This window comes from Leptothoe kymatousa TAU-MAC 1615 (genome assembly GCF_018739865.1).
Classification (GTDB): Bacteria; Cyanobacteriota; Cyanobacteriia; order Phormidesmidales; family Phormidesmidaceae; genus Leptothoe; species Leptothoe kymatousa.
Genome location: NZ_JADOER010000004.1, coordinates 878,157 through 895,678 on the forward strand (window position 1 = coordinate 878,157; position 17,522 = coordinate 895,678).

Annotated in this window: 13 protein-coding genes and 1 pseudogene; 4 read left to right on the forward strand and 10 right to left on the reverse strand. The window is 51.8% G+C overall.

Going from position 1 to position 17,522, the window contains the following annotated elements; translation table 11 throughout:
- The 6 genes and pseudogenes from IXB28_RS16530 to IXB28_RS06120 form a co-directional block, all read right to left on the reverse strand.
- Positions 1-487, reverse strand: a pseudogene (locus IXB28_RS16530) (ATP-binding protein); the annotation flags it as partial.
- Positions 484-1,983, reverse strand: a complete 1,500-nt coding sequence (locus tag IXB28_RS06100) for an AAA family ATPase (protein WP_215617643.1) — start codon at positions 1,981-1,983, stop codon at positions 484-486. The pseudogene IXB28_RS16530 and the gene IXB28_RS06100, both read right to left, overlap by 4 nt.
- 152 nt (positions 1,984-2,135) lie before the next feature.
- A complete protein-coding gene (locus IXB28_RS06105) occupies positions 2,136-3,731 on the reverse strand; it encodes a sensor histidine kinase (protein WP_215617644.1) in 1,596 nt (531 codons plus the stop codon).
- A 43-nt stretch (positions 3,732-3,774) separates the two neighbouring features.
- Entirely contained in the window at positions 3,775-4,923 is a 1,149-nt protein-coding gene (locus IXB28_RS06110; protein ID WP_215617645.1) for an FIST signal transduction protein, read from the reverse strand.
- Between the two features lie 361 nt (positions 4,924-5,284).
- A complete protein-coding gene (locus tag IXB28_RS06115; RefSeq protein WP_215617646.1) occupies positions 5,285-6,469 on the reverse strand; it encodes an iron-containing alcohol dehydrogenase in 1,185 nt (394 codons plus the stop codon).
- Between the two features lie 14 nt (positions 6,470-6,483).
- Entirely contained in the window at positions 6,484-6,774 is a 291-nt protein-coding gene (locus IXB28_RS06120) for an antibiotic biosynthesis monooxygenase (RefSeq protein ID WP_215617929.1), read from the reverse strand.
- Positions 6,775-7,002: 228 nt separating this feature from the next.
- Between IXB28_RS06120 and IXB28_RS06125 the strand changes: the two genes are divergently transcribed.
- A complete protein-coding gene (locus IXB28_RS06125; protein ID WP_215617647.1) occupies positions 7,003-7,350 on the forward strand; it encodes a hypothetical protein in 348 nt (115 codons plus the stop codon).
- A gap of 114 nt (positions 7,351-7,464) precedes the next feature.
- Here IXB28_RS06125 and secA read toward each other — a convergent pair whose 3' ends face one another.
- Positions 7,465-10,275, reverse strand: coding sequence for a preprotein translocase subunit SecA (gene secA, locus IXB28_RS06130; RefSeq protein WP_215617648.1), 2,811 nt, complete (start codon positions 10,273-10,275; stop codon positions 7,465-7,467).
- Positions 10,276-10,492: 217 nt separating this feature from the next.
- On the opposite strand from secA, the gene IXB28_RS06135 reads away from it, so the two are divergent.
- Both IXB28_RS06135 and IXB28_RS06140 read left to right on the forward strand, forming a co-directional pair.
- Positions 10,493-14,320 (forward strand): CHAT domain-containing protein, encoded by a 3,828-nt coding sequence (locus IXB28_RS06135; protein ID WP_215617649.1) that lies wholly within the window; start codon positions 10,493-10,495, stop codon positions 14,318-14,320.
- A 160-nt stretch (positions 14,321-14,480) separates the two neighbouring features.
- On the forward strand, positions 14,481-14,945 hold the full coding sequence (locus IXB28_RS06140) for a GNAT family N-acetyltransferase (protein ID WP_215617650.1): 465 nt from the start codon (positions 14,481-14,483) through the stop codon (positions 14,943-14,945).
- A 72-nt stretch (positions 14,946-15,017) separates the two neighbouring features.
- On the opposite strand, the gene IXB28_RS06145 is transcribed toward IXB28_RS06140, so the two are convergent.
- From IXB28_RS06145 to psbX, 3 genes are all read right to left on the reverse strand, one after another.
- Positions 15,018-15,200, reverse strand: a complete 183-nt coding sequence (locus IXB28_RS06145; RefSeq protein WP_246559633.1) for a hypothetical protein — start codon at positions 15,198-15,200, stop codon at positions 15,018-15,020.
- 150 nt (positions 15,201-15,350) lie between these two features.
- Positions 15,351-16,265 carry a Ycf66 family protein gene (locus tag IXB28_RS06150; protein ID WP_215617652.1) on the reverse strand — a complete coding sequence of 305 codons (915 nt, stop codon included), beginning with the start codon at positions 16,263-16,265 and terminating at the stop codon, positions 15,351-15,353.
- A 594-nt stretch (positions 16,266-16,859) separates the two neighbouring features.
- Positions 16,860-16,976: a photosystem II reaction center X protein gene (gene psbX / locus IXB28_RS06155; protein WP_215617653.1), complete on the reverse strand. Its 117-nt coding sequence runs from the start codon at positions 16,974-16,976 to the stop codon at positions 16,860-16,862.
- Positions 16,977-17,212: 236 nt separating this feature from the next.
- On the opposite strand from psbX, the gene IXB28_RS06160 reads away from it, so the two are divergent.
- Entirely contained in the window at positions 17,213-17,494 is a 282-nt protein-coding gene (locus tag IXB28_RS06160) for a YggT family protein (protein WP_407659175.1), read from the forward strand.
- Positions 17,495-17,522: the final 28 nt, after the last annotated feature.

A 17,522-nucleotide genomic window follows, 5' to 3' on the forward strand; every position in this document is an offset into this window, starting at 1 on the left:
CTCCCGCAACGCCGAACGCAACGCCTCCCGCAACGCCTAACGCAACGCCTCCCGCAACGCCTAACGCAACGCCGAACGCAACGCCTCCCGCAACGCCGAACGCAACGCCTCCCGCAACGCCGAACGCAACGCCTCCCGCAACGCCTCCCGCAACGCCGAACGCAACACCTAACGCAACGCCGAACGCCTCAATAGGAATCCATATTTTGGTTAATATAATTGCTAATAGGGTTGGTGTAACAACCGTTAGAAAAAGTCCCTGGAACCATAGGTTGCGTTCACAATGAGCGGTCTGAAACCATTGAATTCGTTCTTGCCAACTATCACAGTCTTCGAACCGTTGCCCACTACCAAATTTAGTTTCATACCAGCGGAGTGCTTGGGGAAAAAAGAACACCCAGTACAACAACAATAAATAATCCAGCGGATTCCATAAAGATAAAGGTTTTCTACGTTTAGGGGCTAAATTTAACCGAGGAACCGTCACAAGATTTCTCTCCCTCGATATTGTTCAAACACGTCATAGCATTCAAGCATCAACTGCTTAGGAATTCCCTTGCTGGTTTGTATTATCTTCTCTACATCAACATCAGCAAATCCCATTCCTGTCGATGCTAACTGTGCTTGGATAAAAGTCTTGATCTCTTCTGCACCCCAGGGATTTACCATTGCCTCCAAACAAATCCCTGCTAGGGGCGATACCATAGTCCCTTTGCCGCCACTGTCAGGAAACAATCGATCCAACGGTTGCGATGCCGTCACCACCAGCTTAAACGGAGCATCCCCACCCTCTGCTAACCCGCGCAACTGAGACCGCACCTGATTGGTAAACCCATCCCAGGTCATTTTTTCAATCTCATCTAGCAATAACAACACCCGACGACTTTTCACCAACTGCTTAAACCGAAACCCCTTGCAGGTTGCAAACCCCATGGAATCGCACAGGGCATAGTAAAAATCCTCTTCATCGGTCACATCATGCAGGTCAATATATAGCGGCTCCCGATCCGCTTTCAAGGCAGTTTCAGCCTTGCGTTCTATGGCCTTTAGCAACGAAGACTTGCCCATCTCCCGCTCACCAATCAGCGCCACACTGCTGCCCGTATTGAGGATGCTAAATACCTCGTTTAGCTCCCGCTCTCGCCCAAAAAATAAATCTGGATTGTCGATGCGCCCAGAACGATGCCAAAACGGATTTTGTACATCGACTGGGATAGCTAGGACCTTTTCTGATACAGGCACGATGGTTTGCTGCTGCAATAAGCGATCCAGCTTTGCATTGATTTGCTCCACAGTGAGTGCCGTGGGGCCTACAATCGCCAAAATTTTCTGATCGTTTTGATTTAACCCCCGCAATAGCGACATTTCCACAAATGTCCGCAGGGCATCCTGTTCGCTAAGCTGTTCTGCAAAGTAGCTGGCAACTTGCTCTGCCAGCATGGCTTCAATGGCCGGTCCATAGCAACTGGGGGCACCCTCTGCGGCAATGGTCACCAGCTGAGCAGTGGTCTCTTGCCATAGCTGAAGTGAACCATGGTCAGCAGCCCCTATCAGCCCGTTAATATCCTCTAAATTCAGGGCAGGGAGTGGCTGCTTTGGATGGCGGATATTGTCAATATCGGTTTTTAGTTGCTTCAGATGTTGGTCATACCAACGAACGGCATCACGGCAGGCTTCTGGATAAATTACCTGCCCTCGATAGGTTTGCTGATCTGTCCCAATTAGCTCGGTGCGTCTACCGGAGGCAATGGTCATCAGCGCCTGTTTATAGGCAAGCCAAACTGCCCGGTTCAACTGCTCCGTTAGGGGCGAATTGTCCTGCCGCAGGCGATCCCACAGGTACATCACCAGACCATCCACCCGATTGCCGGTGATCCCCCCCGCTAGGGTGCCTGCACCCAATGCCCCAGCCAAGGCTTCCCCAGCCCAAACCTCCTTGGCAAATTTGAGTAGTATTAATGTGAGTACGCCCGCAAACTCCAATCCATCACTCCATAGGGAACCGCTTACTAAGGTAACCTCAAAAAAACGAGAATGTGGTGGCTATGAACAGCTTGTAGTAAATGTTTGCCTAGATTTGCGGGTAAAGCCTTAATTTTATTTTGGCTGGGCAAGGGACCGTTATAGGGGCTGGTTTAAATAGATGCGATCGCATCCCCCGATTCCACAGCCGTCTTCCATTGCTGCCGGATCGGCAAAACTATCTGAAACGTCGTGCCCTGCCCCACCTCCGACAGGCATTGCAAACGCCCCTTGTGGGTATCCGTCACAATTTGATAGCTAATGGATAGCCCTAGCCCTGTGCCTTTCCCCACCGGCTTGGTCGTAAAAAATGGATCAAACAGCTGCCTTTGCATCTCCGCCAGAATTCCAGGCCCATTGTCGGTAATATCAACTTGCACATGGGACTCATTCACCTGCCGCGTGTGTAGCGTAATACAAGGCGCAGGCAGCGATTCAGACTGTTGCTTGTGCTGCTCATCAATGGCATCAATGGCATTCACCAAGAGATTCATAAATACCTGATTTAGCTGTTCTGGCAGACAGGTAATATCAGGAATGGTCTCATATTGTTTGCTGAGCTGGATCTCTGGACGATAATGGGTAGGCTTGAGCCGATGACTGATCAACAACAATGTGCTGTCCAGACCCTGGTTGAGGTTGGCACATTTAAAGTCGGTTTCACCCAGGCGAGAAAAATTATTTAGCGATAAAACAATCTTTTTGATGCGTTTACTACCCACCGCCATGGAGTTTAGCAACTTGGGTAAATCGTCTAGCAAATAGTCTAGTTCGATATCTTCCATCAGCCTATCCAGCTCTTGCTGCTTTCCTGGATATATTTTTTGGTATAGCTCGATTAGCTGAATCAGGTCGTCAGTATAGTTAGCCAGGTGGGGCAAATTGCTGTGAATAAAACTGATGGGGTTATTGATTTCGTGGGCAATGCCCGCCACCAGATGCCCCAGGCTAGACATTTTTTCGGTTTGGATTAGCTGGGTTTGGGTTTTTTTGAGTTCTTTTAGGGTGGTCGCCAGGCGACGATTCCGGCGTTCTAGGGTTTGTTGGGTAATTTCTAGGGTTTGGTGCTTTCGGCTGAGTTCTTCTAGCTGTTTGCTGAGGAGCTGTTCTACAGCCTTGAGGGCAGTTTCTGTTTTTTGGCGCTGTTGGTTTTCTGCGATCGCATTATGGTGGGCAATGCAGCCTTCAATGGAGCGGGTAAAGCTATCGACAATGCTGAGCAGCTTTGCCATTTCGGCTTCTACTAGGTTGGGGCTCATTTGGGCCGCATAGAGCTTTAAAATGCCAATATTGCCCAGACGATAAATAATAAAAACGCCGGTTTTGAGTCGCTTTTCGGTAATTAAGTGGTCAAATAATTCCGGAGTTTTTTCTGAGTCAACAACACAAAAAGGCCGGTTTGGGGTGAGCAGCGTGATCAGGGGATGCTGGCTATCGACGGTTTTTAGCCCGGTCCAAAATTTGGGAGAGCTGTAAACCAGGTTGTAGGCATCGTTCTGGGGGTGCTCTTGGGTGGGCTGGCTAGCGGTGGATAGGAGTTTTGTCTGGTGAATCCAAAGGCCAGCGTACTTTAGGTTTTTGCGAGACATGAGGGCTTTGAGCATGCGATCGCAGTTCGTTTTCAAATCTAACGACCGCCCCGTATCCAACGCTAGCTCGTACAGCAGCGACAGCGTTTGAATCGTTTCTTTTTGCTCCTCTTTCTCCATTGCAATCTTAATTTAAGAAATCTCCCATGGCCTGTTTCCCCACTTAGTTTTGGCGATACAACGAAGCAACAACCGTTGTTTTATTGAAAAACTCCAATAGCCCATCACCATAGGAAGAGATTTCTCCCAAACTCAGGATGCCTTCGGGGACAACGTGGTTAGAGCCAAGACCCCGCTGAATGGATATGAGTTCTTGCTCAAATTGGTCATCCAAAAATAATACCCTGGAAATACAATCCACCACGATGACCGCATGCACCTGGTCTTCATTATTCGAGTCGATGGTTGAATCTTTGGCAGCTTGTTCTGCCGCCGCTATCAAAGAATTAACAGTACCCTTAAGAATGTATAAAGATGCGTTCTCAAAAACTTCGCCAACGCACACCAGGGCACCCGTTTCATTCACTAGTATGGGATCTCGTACAATATCTTCTTGACCCGCTTTGGCAATGCCAAAGGGATATCCTTTGGCAATATCAAAAAAGTTGTCTGTGCGCAGTTCTTGGCCGCTATCGGCTTCCACTGTGGCTCGATAAACGTCAAAGGCATTTTTCCAACTGAGCTGGTTAATGATGGTTTTTTCGGTTTGTGTTGCCACCACCGGACCTTCCAGCCTTTGCCAGCCATGGCGGACGCCTAGGCCGCTGTGCAACTGTAAAAATGTGACCAGGGCCGCATCTTGGAAATAGCCTTGGGGGCTAAACAGGCAGGGCTTTTGCTCTAGCGATAGGGAGCCCGCGCCACCCCCTAGATAATTAATAGAATCTCCCAGGCTGTCATACATTTCTGAGAGAAATGTGCCAATATTGCCGGTCAAACCATCTACCAGCAGCAACGCTGTGGCAGGGGGAATATCGCTGGTATGGTCCAAGCTATCCAAAATAGGGTCAAAGTCCGGTAGGGCAATATCTGACTGATCTAAGCCCTGAATTAGGTAGGTGTCACCCAGAATCGGGAAAGCATTGACGACGACGCCTTGGGTAGATTTGCGATCGCCCCCAATCACAGCCGGAAACACCCCGCCAATAAAATTGATATCCGCATCGCATAGGGCCTTGATCAAACCTGGGATATCCAAGTCCGCCGCTTCCCCCACAAAAATGCACACAGTGGACGGCGCCGCATCTAAGGGCGCAATCACTTGCTGACAGGTTTGCCGCACCTGGTCTATGGAAGGATTGTCTAGGTACATAGTTGTGTACTGTCTGGGGGTAAGCAAACAAAGGCACGTATGCCCCGATGGCGGCACGATATGCCCCGATGGCGGCACGATATGCCCCGATGGCAGTATGCCGATGGCACGGTATATGCCCCGATGGCACGTATGCCAATTGCACGATGTGTCTAGATTGCCCGAAAATAGGGCGTTATTAAAGCTATGGGCGTTTTTTCAGTAGAACTACCGTTGCAAATTCAGGGGACGAAATCGTTAAAAAAAATAACAGTTTGCCCCTGGCAGATAAAATCATTCCCAGCCTCCCGACCGCCGCTACTTAACCCGAAGCCGTTGCCTAAGGTAGATTACAGAGTGCCAGACTCTAAATCAGCAATGGCTAAATCCTCGACTCCACTAAGCTACGGATTTCTGTTGACGTTAGCGTAATCGGGTTATTGCGATTTTTAGTGCGCCCAACAATACGTTCTAAATCCGAGGCTTGTACGCCATACTCCCCTAGTTTGGGGATGTTTAACGTTTCAGTCCACTGCCACAGGATTCTACATAAAGCGTCCCCATAGTAGCCCCGATCTTTGCCAGGGGTGCCGTCTAGGAATTCACCCAGCTTAGCCATTTTATCGATGGCGATATCATTGGTTGCCCGCTGCTTTAGGGCGGTCCAGTTGGTTTCATTGGCGGCTGCCAGCAGGGTGCCACAAACCACGCCGTGGGGAATCGGAAAAAAGCCCCCCAGCGGCGAGGCCAGACCGTGAACAATGCCTAACCCCGCATTGGCTAAACAAATCCCCGACAGTAACGAACCATAGGCCATGGCTTCGCGCACGGCTAAGTCGCTCGCCCCACTGCCACAGGCCGCCAATAGGTTTGGCCCTAGGGCCGTGAGGCCACTCCAGGCAAGGGCATCGCTCAGGGGGCTTGCCGTAGGCGACAAATAGGGCTCCAGTAGCTGGGTAAACGCATCTAAGCCACAGGCTGCTGTGACCTGGGCTGGGCAAGTGACCAACAGCTCACTATCGATGATGACGCCATCAGGAATAAGATTTTCATGGCGAATAGATTTTTTAAACCCCTGGTCGCCCACCTCACTAATCACCGCATTTTTAGTGACTTCACTACCCGTGCCCGAAGTGGTAGGCACCGCTAGATAGGGGACTTTGTCTCCCCCATGGGGGATGCCTTTGCCGACACCTTCCAGGTGGTCCACGATGGAGTTGGTGTAGGGCAACATGGCCGAAATCGCTTTGCCTGCATCGACAACACTGCCCCCACCAATGCCGATAACGGCTTGAATGCCCTGGTCGCGATAGGTGTGACAAGTCTGATCGATAAAATCTGGGGTGGGTTCTCCAGCGCAGTGCAGAATCTCATAGGAAATCCCCACCTGTTTTAAGCTGGCTTCAATTTGGGCCAGGTGGCCAGTTGTTTGTAGCGATTTTCCACCAATCACTAACAATAAACAGGAGGCATTTCTTTCCTTGAGCCAGGTAGGAATCAGCTTGCGTTTGCCAGCACCAAAATAAATCGGTGGGACCTTGGCAAAGCTAAAGTCTGCAAATACCATGGCGAAACCTCATGCTAAGGGGCAAGAACGGTGTAAGCTTTTCCCTGTCTGGGCTGGGCCATCCAGTCGGCAACGGTTTCCCGCCAGGTGAGGTAATGCTGCGTTTGTTTGTGGGCCGCCGCTCCATCGGCTGTTTCGTAGGCCTCGTACAGCATAAATTTTGTCGGGTCTTCCGGGTCTTGGAGAAAATCAAACCGAATATTGGTGGGTTCTTGTACCGAACCTAAGTGGTTGGCCTTTGTTGCTGCAATAAAATCATCCACGTGTTCAGGTTTTACAAATACATGGACGCAGGTAACAACCATAAATGTCTCCTCTGAGTAAACCGTCAGCCGCAGGGTGAGCACAGCCCACCTAATACAGGAAAATACCGCCCATAAGCCTATCGATTTCCCCGGCAAGGAGTAACTTGCCGCAACAAAAGTTGTAAAAACTTACCGACTAGCAGCCCAGACCCTAAACCTTTATAACGGTTGCGCCTTTGACTCTACACCAAAGATACGATCGCAACGCAGTCCCTATCCCTATTTTCTATGACCCCCCAACTCACCCTCAATTTGGTGCAAGGTTCGGTGCAGTTTAACTTTTCCGCAGCGGCGGCCCAGGAACTCAAAAATACCTTAGCCACCTTAACTCAAACCCTCAAGGCATCGGCGGCAGCTACCGTAGGTGCAGGCCGACCGAAGCCCGTAAAGCCCACCGAATATCGCCACACGGGGGATGTATTTTTAGAAATTTTTTGTAACCCCAATATTTGGCCTAGTCCATTTGCGGCCAAATTACTGATCACGGTACGAGACGACCGCATGCGGTTAACCACCGAGGCCGAACTCACCCGCATTATCGAAGACGTAAATATTTATCTAGAACAATACGCCTAACAGTTAAATACCCTCGTAGGAATAGGCACTAAGCACTATTCCTACGAGGGTATCGAACGCAAAAATCAAAAACCTTTAAATAGGGCATCCATAAGGGAGTGCCCGGACACCACCTTATACGACTTCTACATCGATGGGGCCATCGGCGGGCTCAGGTTGCTTGGGCTGCTGAGGCTGGAACTGGAACATGGTGTAGACCACATTACGGCGAATGCCGGTCATCATGTCCAAAAAGACTTCGTAGCCTTCGCTCTTGTACTCAATCAGCGGATCCTTCTGACCATAGCCGCGCAGACCCACGGTTTCCCGGAGGGCGTCCATCTGCTGTAGGTGCTCACGCCACAGGGTATCCACCTGTTGCAAGATAAAGAATCGCTCCGCTTCCCGCATCAAACCGGGCTTCATCTTATCCACCTGGCTTTCTTTAATGTCGTAGGCAATGTGCACTTGCTCCCGCAGGAATGTCTTGATTTCACCCATGGACAGGTTCTCAAGCTGGTCGGCGGTGAGATCCTCTAGCAGATAGATAAACTCTTTGACCTTGCCAACAATGTTGTCTAAGTCCCATTCCTCTGGCGGCAGCTCTGGATTGATGTAGGCTTCGACGATGTCGTCCATGGTTTGTTCGCCATAGCCGATCACCAGTTCCTTCAGTTTGTCGCCTTCGAGCACCCGACGACGTTCGGCATAGATAGCCCGACGCTGGTTGTTCATTACCTCGTCGTATTCAAACACTTGCTTACGAATGTCGTAGTAGTAGGTCTCTACTTTCTTCTGAGCCCCCTCCAAAGAGCGCGTTAACATCCCCGACTCAATGGGCATGTCTTCTTCCACTCGGAAGGCGTTCATTAGGCCCGCCACCCGGTCTCCACCGAAGATACGCAGCAGGTTGTCTTCCAAACTGAGGAAGAATTTAGTAGAACCTGGGTCACCCTGACGACCGGCTCGACCCCGTAGCTGGTTATCAACTCGCCTAGATTCGTGGCGCTCAGTACCAATGACGTGGAGACCGCCCAATTCAATTACTTTGTCGTGCTCAGCATCGGTGAAGTCTTCGTACTCCGCCAAAATCTGCTTGTACACTTCTCGCAGTTTTTGGATGGCGGCGTCTTCCGTGGGGGCTTTCTCCGCAGCGGTGGCAATTTTGTCTTCGGCTTCTAGTTCCGACAGGCTCTGGGGGCCGTAGGTCTTAACGGCAAAGGCAACGGCATCCTTCAGGGCTTTTTCGGTGTCGCTGGATAGGTCAGTGGGGAAAATTTCAGGTGAGGCTTTCCAGGTTTTTTTCTTTTTGCCATTACCTTGGAATCCCTTGGCCGAAGTGCGTCCACCCCCTGCACCAGCGACCTTAGCGACGCCAAAGCCCTGCTCGTCTTCAGGACGAACCACCTTGGGCATCAGATATTCCCGCATTTTTAGACGGGCCATATAGTCGCCGTTACCACCAAGGATAATGTCGGTGCCGCGACCGGCCATGTTGGTGGCAATGGTCACTGCGCCGCCACGACCGGCCTGGGCCACAATTTCCGACTCTCGTTCAACGTTTTCGGGCTTGGCGTTGAGCAGATTGTGGGGGACGTTCAACTTTTCCAATAGACCGGAGAGCAGCTCCGATTTTTCAACGCTAGTGGTACCCACCAGCACCGGGCGACCGGTCTCGTGCATTTCTGCACATTCCTGGGCCAGGGCGTTCCACTTGGCGGCTTCGGTCTTGTACACCACGTCCGATACGTCCTTACGGGCGATGGGACGATTGGTGGGAATAATCGTAACTTCGATGTCGTAAATCTTTTCGAATTCGGCTTCTTCGGTTTTAGCCGTACCGGTCATGCCCGATAATTTGTCGTACAGCAGGAAGAAGTTCTGATAAGTGATGGAGGCTAGGGTTTGGGTCTCTGGCTGAATATCCACATGCTCTTTGGCTTCAATCGCCTGGTGAAGACCATCGCTCCAGCGACGACCGGGCATTACTCGCCCGGTAAATTCATCAACGATCACCACTTCGTCATTACGGACGATGTAATTAACGTCTTTAACAAAAAGTTCTTTTGCTTTAACGGCATTAAATACGAAGTGTGCCCAAGGGTCTTTGGGGTCAAATAGGTCCTTCACATTTAGCAGATTTTCCGCCTGTTCAAAGCCTTCGTCCGTCAGCAGGACGTTGCGGGCTTTTTCGTCCACTTCGTAGTGGGTTTCTGCATCTAGCTGGCGGGCGATGTCAGCGGCCCGCTCGTATTTTTCCTGGGGCCGGTCTACCTGGCCGGAAATAATCAGAGGCGTGCGGGCTTCATCCACCAAAATGGAGTCCACTTCGTCGATGATGCAGTAGTTAAATGGGCGCTGTACGACTTCTTCAATGGAAGAGGCCATGTTGTCCCGCAGGTAGTCAAAACCGAATTCGCTATTGGTGCCGTAGGTGATGTCGCAGTTGTAGTTTTTGCGCCGCTCAGCTGGACTCATGCCCTGCTGAATGAGGCCCACGGATAGGCCTAGGAAACGGTGTACCTGTCCCATCCATTCAGCGTCGCGGCGGGCTAGGTAGTCGTTGACGGTAACGACGTGTACCCCTTTGCCCGATAGGGCGTTGAGGTAGGCCGGTAGGGTGGCCACCAGGGTTTTTCCTTCACCGGTTTTCATTTCGGCAATTTGGCCATCGTGGAGGACCATGCCGCCAATGAGCTGTACGTCATAGTGACGCATGCCCAACACTCGCATACCGGCTTCTCGCACGACGGCAAATGCCTCGGTGAGTAAGTCGTCGAGGTCTTCACCCTTCCCAAGGCGTTGTTTAAATTCAACGGTCTTACCTCGCAGTTCGTCGTCGGAGAGGGCCTTGATCTCGTCTTCGAGCAAGGCAATTTCCTTGACGTCAGGTTGGTAGCGCTTGAGCTTACGGGCGTTTGGATCGCCTAAAAGTCGTTTCAGCATGTCTGGGCAGTAAACGGCGAGTGTGGGTACTATACCCCGATACCTATCTTATCTAGATATCCTAAGTCGATAAACCCCCTTCTGTACCCCCTGCTAAGGGACGGTTTCCCCCACTCGCGCACTGATTGATTTTAATTGTTTAAAGTGTCCGTAATCTAGTTAGTCTGGGCAATGACTGTGGCAACCTAGGACGGATGAGGTCTGGGGCCAGGTACGCATGCATTGCCGGTTAAATCGCGTTCATTCTGCACCGTTGCGTGCTGGCTTACGAAAGCTCTACAGGGTGTGTTGGGGCATCGGTCTGACTACGTTGGGGAGTGGTTTGGGGAGTGGTTTGGGGGCGGTGGCTACGGCCCAGTCGATTGTGCCTGGGGAGCGTACCGAGGTCGATCAGCGGGCTGCTGACTATTGGATTACCGGGGGGCAGCGTTCAGGGGACGGTGTGAACCTGTTCCACGGATTTGAGAAATTTGGCTTAGTTGCCAACGAACAGGCGACTTTTTCGGTGCCCGCGGGGGTGGCCCATGTGCTGGGCCGCATTAGCGGCGGTGATGCTTCTTTAATTGATGGCCAGCTGCGTCTGGTGGGCAGCGATGCGGATTTATTTTTGCTCAACCCTGCTGGCATTATTTTTGGGGCAGCGGCGACCTTGGCGCTGCCCGGTGATTTTTTGGCGACGACGGCAAATGAAATTGGTTTTGCCGGGGGGACTTTTCCTGCCATGGGCGCGGTGGACTATGGCTCATTGTTTGGAGACCCCATGGGGCTAGGGTTTGCACCTAATGGCAGCGCTGTGCTAGTCAACGGTGGAAATCTGGCGGTGGAGTCCGACGCGGGTGTGTCGTTAGTGGGCGGTCAGCTGGTCAACACCGGCAGCCTTGCTGGGGGGACGGTCACTCTGGCGGCGGTGTCGGATGATGGGGCCTATGTGCGATTGAGTCCGGTGGGGGCTGTTTTGAGCTATGACGTGATGCCGCAGCAGATGACCGGCGGCATGGCTGCAGTTGATCTACCGGGTTTGCTGACCCAACCATCCGTGGCGTCGGCCACTGGCCTGGTGGTGACTGCTGACGGTAGCCTGCAGCTGGCGGGGGCGACGCTGGATCTGGCTAGCGGTATGGCCTTATCCACTGGCGAAATTACGGGCAGTGCGATCCAGCTATTGGGCGATCGCATTGGTGTGCTAGGGGGCACTGTGACCGCCTTCGATGGGGGCAATATTTGGCTGGGGGGCAGTCGAACGGGCAGTGGCCCGTTGCCCAATGCCGAGTCTATTTACGTGGCACCTGGGGTAACGCTCAGGGCCGATGGCCGGGGGGCTGGTGCGGGCGGCAACATTGTTTTGTGGTCCGATGAGAGTAGTCGTATTTATGGGGATGTGTCCGCCCAGGGGGGGCGCCAGGGGGGTGATGGGGGCTTTGTGGAAACCAGTAGCCGTAACTTTTTGGCGGTAACCCAGGGGCCGGATGTGTCATCGGTGCGGGGCAGCCCAGGGCTGTGGCTGTTGGATCCCTTTGATATTGAGATTCGGGATAACCGCACCAATGAGAATTTTACCCCCGGCGCTCCCTTTACGGCGACGGGGTCTCCGGCGGTGTTAGATGTGGGGATATTGAGCCAGGCCCTGGGGAATGGCAGCGTTGTTGTTGCCACCGGCAACGGTGGTACAGAAAGTGGCACAATTAGTCTTCTGGATCCGCTGACCTATGATGCAGCACCTGGGGCCACGTTAGAACTATCGGCCGCTGGTGATATTGCCATCAATGCATCCATTAGCCCTGCGAGTGCAGCCTCCGGCCCGCTCAACCTTGAATTACAGGCCGATAGAGACGGCCAGGGGACGGGGGCCGTTACCTTTGCCGACAATGTGGTGGTGAATACCGCTGGTGGTAGTTTGTTGGTGAGTGGTAATGGTGAACAGGTTCCCGGTGGGGCCGGTGTGTCGCTATTTTCGGGGGTGGCGGTGGAAACCAGTGGGGGCAATATTGATATTGTGGGCCGGAGTGGAAACGGTGTTGGCATATTGCTCGAGGCTAATACCCAGTTGAACACTGGGGGCACAGGAGACATTTCGCTCACGGGCACCAGCAGTACGGGCATTGCCATTGATATTGATACCAATGTCACCACTAATAGCAACTTGTTGCGTCTGGACGGGCAGGTGGGGGATCAGACGCGGTTGGCAATTCAGTCGGTCTCTCCTTTGGTCGATAGGGCCGTGCAGATTAATGCGGTGGGGGATGTGGACGTTGGGTATGTGGATGTGTCAACGAGCATTGATATTACGACGACAAACTTTTTGCGGGTGACAGCGACCAATACCCAAGGGCAAAGTTTGTTGGCTCCCGATGGGATTCGCATTAGCCATGGGGGGGCTAGCCAAACGCCCTTTATTGTGGGGGATGCTGGGAGCAATGGTACGGCGGGTGCGATCGCAACAGATGCGGGCAATGTCATCAACCCAACCCGTTCTTTCCTAGAAAGTTTTTCCCAGGGCACAATTCAAATTTTAACCACCGGGTCTGACCCCAACGATTGTCTGGGCGACTGCAATGAGGACGACGACATTGCTGGGGACAACGGTTTAGATGACGATGATGTCCTAGACGATGCCTCCGATGACGCCCTGGACATTGACGACGGTGGGGACAACGATGGCAATGGCCCAGATGGCGACCAGGACGACAATAATGGCAGCGACGAAGAGGACGATGAGCGCCGGGATGAAAATCGGGACGACGACGATGACGTAAACCAAGGGAATGATGGCTTTTTCGAAGTCTTAGACGATACGGAAATTACCGCCGAAGAACTCGCCATCAAAGAAACGATTTTAGCCCAAGAATATTCTCAATACTTGGGGGTGAGGGCCGAGCGCAACCTGCCATTGGTGGAGGTGCAGCAAAAACTCCATCAGGTCGCCACCCAAACGGGATATACCCCCGGCATTGTCTACATAAACTTTGTGCCGAATACCCAAAATTTCCCCAAACAAATCCTCGAACTCAATAAGGAGAACTATTTATTAGAGTTGGTTCTAGTCACCGCCGGTGCCCCCTCCCAGCGTCTGACCCTAGATATTACTAAAGGCGATATCCAAAAGATTGTTGCTCGCCTACAGCGGGGGGTAATCAATCCTTCCTTTGGCCGTCGTTATTTACGCCCAGCCCAAAAACTTCACCGCTGGTTGATCGCTCCCCTCGAAGACTCCCTCAGCCGGCAAGACATCAACCACCTAGCATTTGTTCTCCCCTCTGGTCTGCGGTCGTTGCCCTTAGCCGCCCTCCATGATGGCGAGACCTTTTTGGTAGAACGCTACAGCCTTGGCATTATGCCCAGCGTTAGCCTCACCAACATTGACTACCGTGATGTTAGACAAGAGGAAGTATTGGCGGCAGGTGCCTCCACATTTGTCGATCAGCCAGATTTACCCGCCGTACCTTTAGAACTAAAAACCATTGCCGATACTCTTTGGCCTGGTCAGTTCTTCCTCAATGAATCCTTTACCCCAGAGCAACTGATCACTAACCGCCAGCGCAAAAGCCAAAGTATTTTACACCTAGCTACCCATGGAGAGTTTCGCGCCGGCAGCCCGAGTAATTCCTATATCCAGTTTTGGGACAGACGGGTCACCCTCGACCAGCTGCCTAACCTCAGCCTCAACGATCCTCCCATAGATTTGCTGGTGCTCAGTGCCTGCCGCACGGCCCTCGGGAGTCCAGAAGCAGAGCTAGGCTTTGCTGGTTTGGCCGTACAGGCGGGGGTGAAAACGGCAATGGCTAGCCTTTGGCGGGTGGACGACATCGGCACGGCCGGGTTAATGACCGAATTTTATGCCAACCTGCTCAATAGTTCCACGCGTGCAGACGCGTTGCGCCAGGCTCAATTAGCCATGCTGCATGGAGATGTTACGGTAGATGCTGGTCAGTTGATTTGGACCGATGGAGCCTTGGCCATGCCCCCAGCCCTCGTGTCAGAGTCACGCACGGTTTTGACCCATCCGTTCTATTGGGCAGCCTTTACCCTCATCGGTAGTCCTTGGTAAGGTGGTTTCGTATCATTCAATACAAATCTATTGATGCTAACCATCAATAGATTTGATGGTTGCACCTGGTTCATCTGTGTAGTCTAGGGGCATAAACTTTCCCAATGCCTTTAGTCTATGGGGCAGGGTCAGGCAATGTTTTCTCATAGTTTTAGGTTCTATGGATTTTCGCACTGTCCAATTTCGCTACACAGAGGCATTGTCCACTCAGGATTTAATTCAACTTCGAAATTTATTTAATCAGTCGGCGTTTTGGGCCGTTGGACGTAGCCTTGAAGACCTGGCTATGGCCATTAGCTGTAGCTGTCCAGTGGTCACCGTCTGGCATCAAGAAACCCTAATTGGCTTTGCTCGGGCGACCTCCGATGGCGTATATCGCGCCAATATCTGGGATGTGGTCATCCACGATGATTACCAGGGCGCTGGTTTGGGGAGAAAGCTCGTGGAAACCGTCATCAGCCATCCCCACATGAGTGGTGTAGAACGCACCTATTTGATGACCACCAATCAGCAGGAGTTTTATCAGCGGGTAGGGTTTTCAGAAAACCAGACAACGACAATGGTGCTCTTAAATCAGCCCTTGGAAGAACTGCCGCTGCGTCAAACAGAAGACGTTGTTGCATAACAAAAAAATGGGCTAACTTAGCCCATTTTAAAATTTTCTATTGGTTTGTCGAAGAAGCCTGCTGCTTAAGGGTTAGGCTTCTTCGGCTTCGATCTTCTCGCGACTGTCATCCCAATAGGCGCTGTAGGTCCACTCTTCCTTCATGCCTTTGTCAATCACCTTCCAGCGATAGATGGCTATTTCAGGATTAACGCCCACCTCAATCAGCTTGGCACCCATGTAATATTCTGTTTGCTTTTTGGTGCGGGCTCTCATAAATTCTGACTGGCTTTTTGAAATTAGCTTCGTGATATGAGCCTGGGTCGGTTTCTTTCTTGCCATGGGATAAAAATGCGGTGTGAATGGCTGGGCAAAGTGTGGCCAATGGAAGCGCGGCTAGAACTAGCAAGCAAGCTCCTTGGAAAATTAGTAATTGGCCGGGGGCTGAGATGGAGGTGTATCTGGATAGGAGCCAGGATCTTCATCGGAGGAGGAGGCCGGTCGAAAATCAGTGTAGCTACCTTCGTTCGAGCTTTGGGGTCGGGGCTTAACATTCAGCGGTGGCCGCTCCCCGCGAAGGTTAGGGTCATCAGAAGACTTGGGTAACCCCCCTAAACTATGGCCAGCGCCATTGCCTGAGGGGATTGGTGGCTGATCCATGGGGCCCTGGGGTGGACGCTGAGGGCGATTGCTGGGGCCGCCGCCGTCGCCGTCGTAACGGGGTTTGGAGTAGAAATTATCTGGGGGATTGGGACGAGGTGCTGGTCGTGTCGGACCTGCGGGGCGACTGTCGCCATAGTTGTTGCCGTAACTATTGCTGCCCGGCCTTTCTGGAGGTCGGCCTTGTTGGTCGCTAGGTTGTAGGCGAGCGGGAGGACGACGATCTTCGTAGGGGGGGCGTTGCGGCTCCAATGGGCGAGACTGATACTTATCTCCATAGCCATCTCGGTAGCGATCGCTTGGAATGCGAGGCTGTCTGGGGCCGGGAGAATCCCAATCGTCTAGTTCGGCGCGATAGACACGGCGTGGTGGCCTTTCCTCATACTGGCGGGGGGGGCCATCCCGTTCCGCCGGGCGAGTACGACTGGAATCTCGCTTGCTAATGTCATTAATAATTAGGGTGGTGAGCATGCCCACCAGCATTACCTGCTGAAACGAAGCTAGTAGCTCCATATTTAAGTGGGCCAGCAGGAAAATGCCCGATAGCAAAAGCAAAATGGAGTACACCTTATCAGAGCTGCGCTCGTAACCAGGTTTGAGCTTGTCTAAAAAGAACAGTCCAACTGCGCCCAGAATCAATATTATTCCAACTAGCAGTGGGACCGGAGTACCAAAATTCACAATTGCTTCCTCGTAAGATAGGGGGCCCTCTAACAGGCGCTCAGCCTAAAATAGCTACCCATAGCCACCAATTCTATCCTAGCGGGCAGCTTTGAATTTGTCCGAATGCAATTGATTGAATCGATTCAATTAATTGCATTGGCCATAGCTATTGCCATGTATGGCTTTAGCTAACCATGATGGTGGGCCCTATGGGGCCTGGGTAGCCTTAGCTAACCATGATGGTGGGCCCTATGGGGTCATGTATGGCTTTAGCTAACCATGATGGTGGGCCCCATAGGGCCCTATGGGGCCATCGCTCCATCTAAAATTCAAGCTTTTGGGGTGGAAATCAGCTCATAAATGCTGGCCTGGATGATTTTCGGCCTGATGTGGCCGTGTCAGGGTTCGACAACGTGCCCCTACGGCTCATTTGGCTCAGCTTGGCGCACCCATAAAAAAGAGGTACAGCTGAATAGCTGTACCCCTAATATCCTTAATGCAGAAATCTGGATGTAGAAATCTCGTAAAACCTGACCTTAAACGCACCTATTGAAAAGTCAACGGTGGATCAGTCGCTACGACAAATTAGATGATGGCGTTTGCCAATAGAGACTAACGACTAATTTTATCCCGCTGACTAATAAAAACGACGGCGACGGTTGCAGGGATAACTACAATGACGGCACCTGCTAGAAGGCTTAAAAGAAAATTAGTTAATGATGGTGTCATGGCCTCTACTCTTCAGATCAGCAAACGTTTGTAATGCTTGGTTAATATAGTATCGAGCAACGTTAACCTTGAGAAGTCTTTTGGGGGAGGCAAGTTGTGATTTTTCGCGGTTTAGAATCGTTAAAGGCGTTTGATACAAAGAGTTTCTGAGATTTTTGGAAAGGAGTGGACTAAGTCCCCTAACTAAGCTTTACAATCCTTAATGTGGTTTAACTTCCTGGAGAGGTGACATGGCAATATCGGGTATTACGATTGGCAACTGGATTGTCGGCCCTCTGTTGGCCGTTATGACCCTGCTATTTATTTTTCGTATCGTATTGACCTGGTACCCCGAGGCGGAGTCCGCCAAGTTTCCTTTTAGTCTGGTTTACTGGCCCACGGAGCCTTTGTTGATTCCGGTGCGCAAGGTGGTGCCCCCGTTTGGTGGGGTGGATATTTCGCCGATTATTTGGGTGGCCTTTATTAGCTTGTTGCGAGAAATTTTAGTCGGTCAGCAAGGGCTGCTGAGGATGTTTTAGACCTGGTAAGCCCCATGGGTACCACAGG

Coding starts and splice junctions, on each gene's coding strand:
- IXB28_RS06105 (WP_215617644.1), bottom strand. CDS start 3,731: ATGGAGAAAGAGGAGCAAAAAGAAACGATTCAAACGCTGTCGCTGCTG.
- IXB28_RS06110 (WP_215617645.1), bottom strand. CDS start 4,923: ATGTACCTAGACAATCCTTCCATAGACCAGGTGCGGCAAACCTGTCAG.
- IXB28_RS06115 (WP_215617646.1), bottom strand. CDS start 6,469: ATGGTATTTGCAGACTTTAGCTTTGCCAAGGTCCCACCGATTTATTTT.
- IXB28_RS06120 (WP_215617929.1), bottom strand. CDS start 6,774: ATGGTTGTTACCTGCGTCCATGTATTTGTAAAACCTGAACACGTGGAT.
- IXB28_RS06125 (WP_215617647.1), top strand. CDS start 7,003: ATGACCCCCCAACTCACCCTCAATTTGGTGCAAGGTTCGGTGCAGTTT.
- secA (WP_215617648.1), bottom strand. CDS start 10,275: ATGCTGAAACGACTTTTAGGCGATCCAAACGCCCGTAAGCTCAAGCGC.
- IXB28_RS06135 (WP_215617649.1), top strand. CDS start 10,493: ATGCATTGCCGGTTAAATCGCGTTCATTCTGCACCGTTGCGTGCTGGC.
- IXB28_RS06140 (WP_215617650.1), top strand. CDS start 14,481: ATGGATTTTCGCACTGTCCAATTTCGCTACACAGAGGCATTGTCCACT.
- IXB28_RS06145 (WP_246559633.1), bottom strand. CDS start 15,200: ATGAGAGCCCGCACCAAAAAGCAAACAGAATATTACATGGGTGCCAAG.
- psbX (WP_215617653.1), bottom strand. CDS start 16,976: ATGACACCATCATTAACTAATTTTCTTTTAAGCCTTCTAGCAGGTGCC.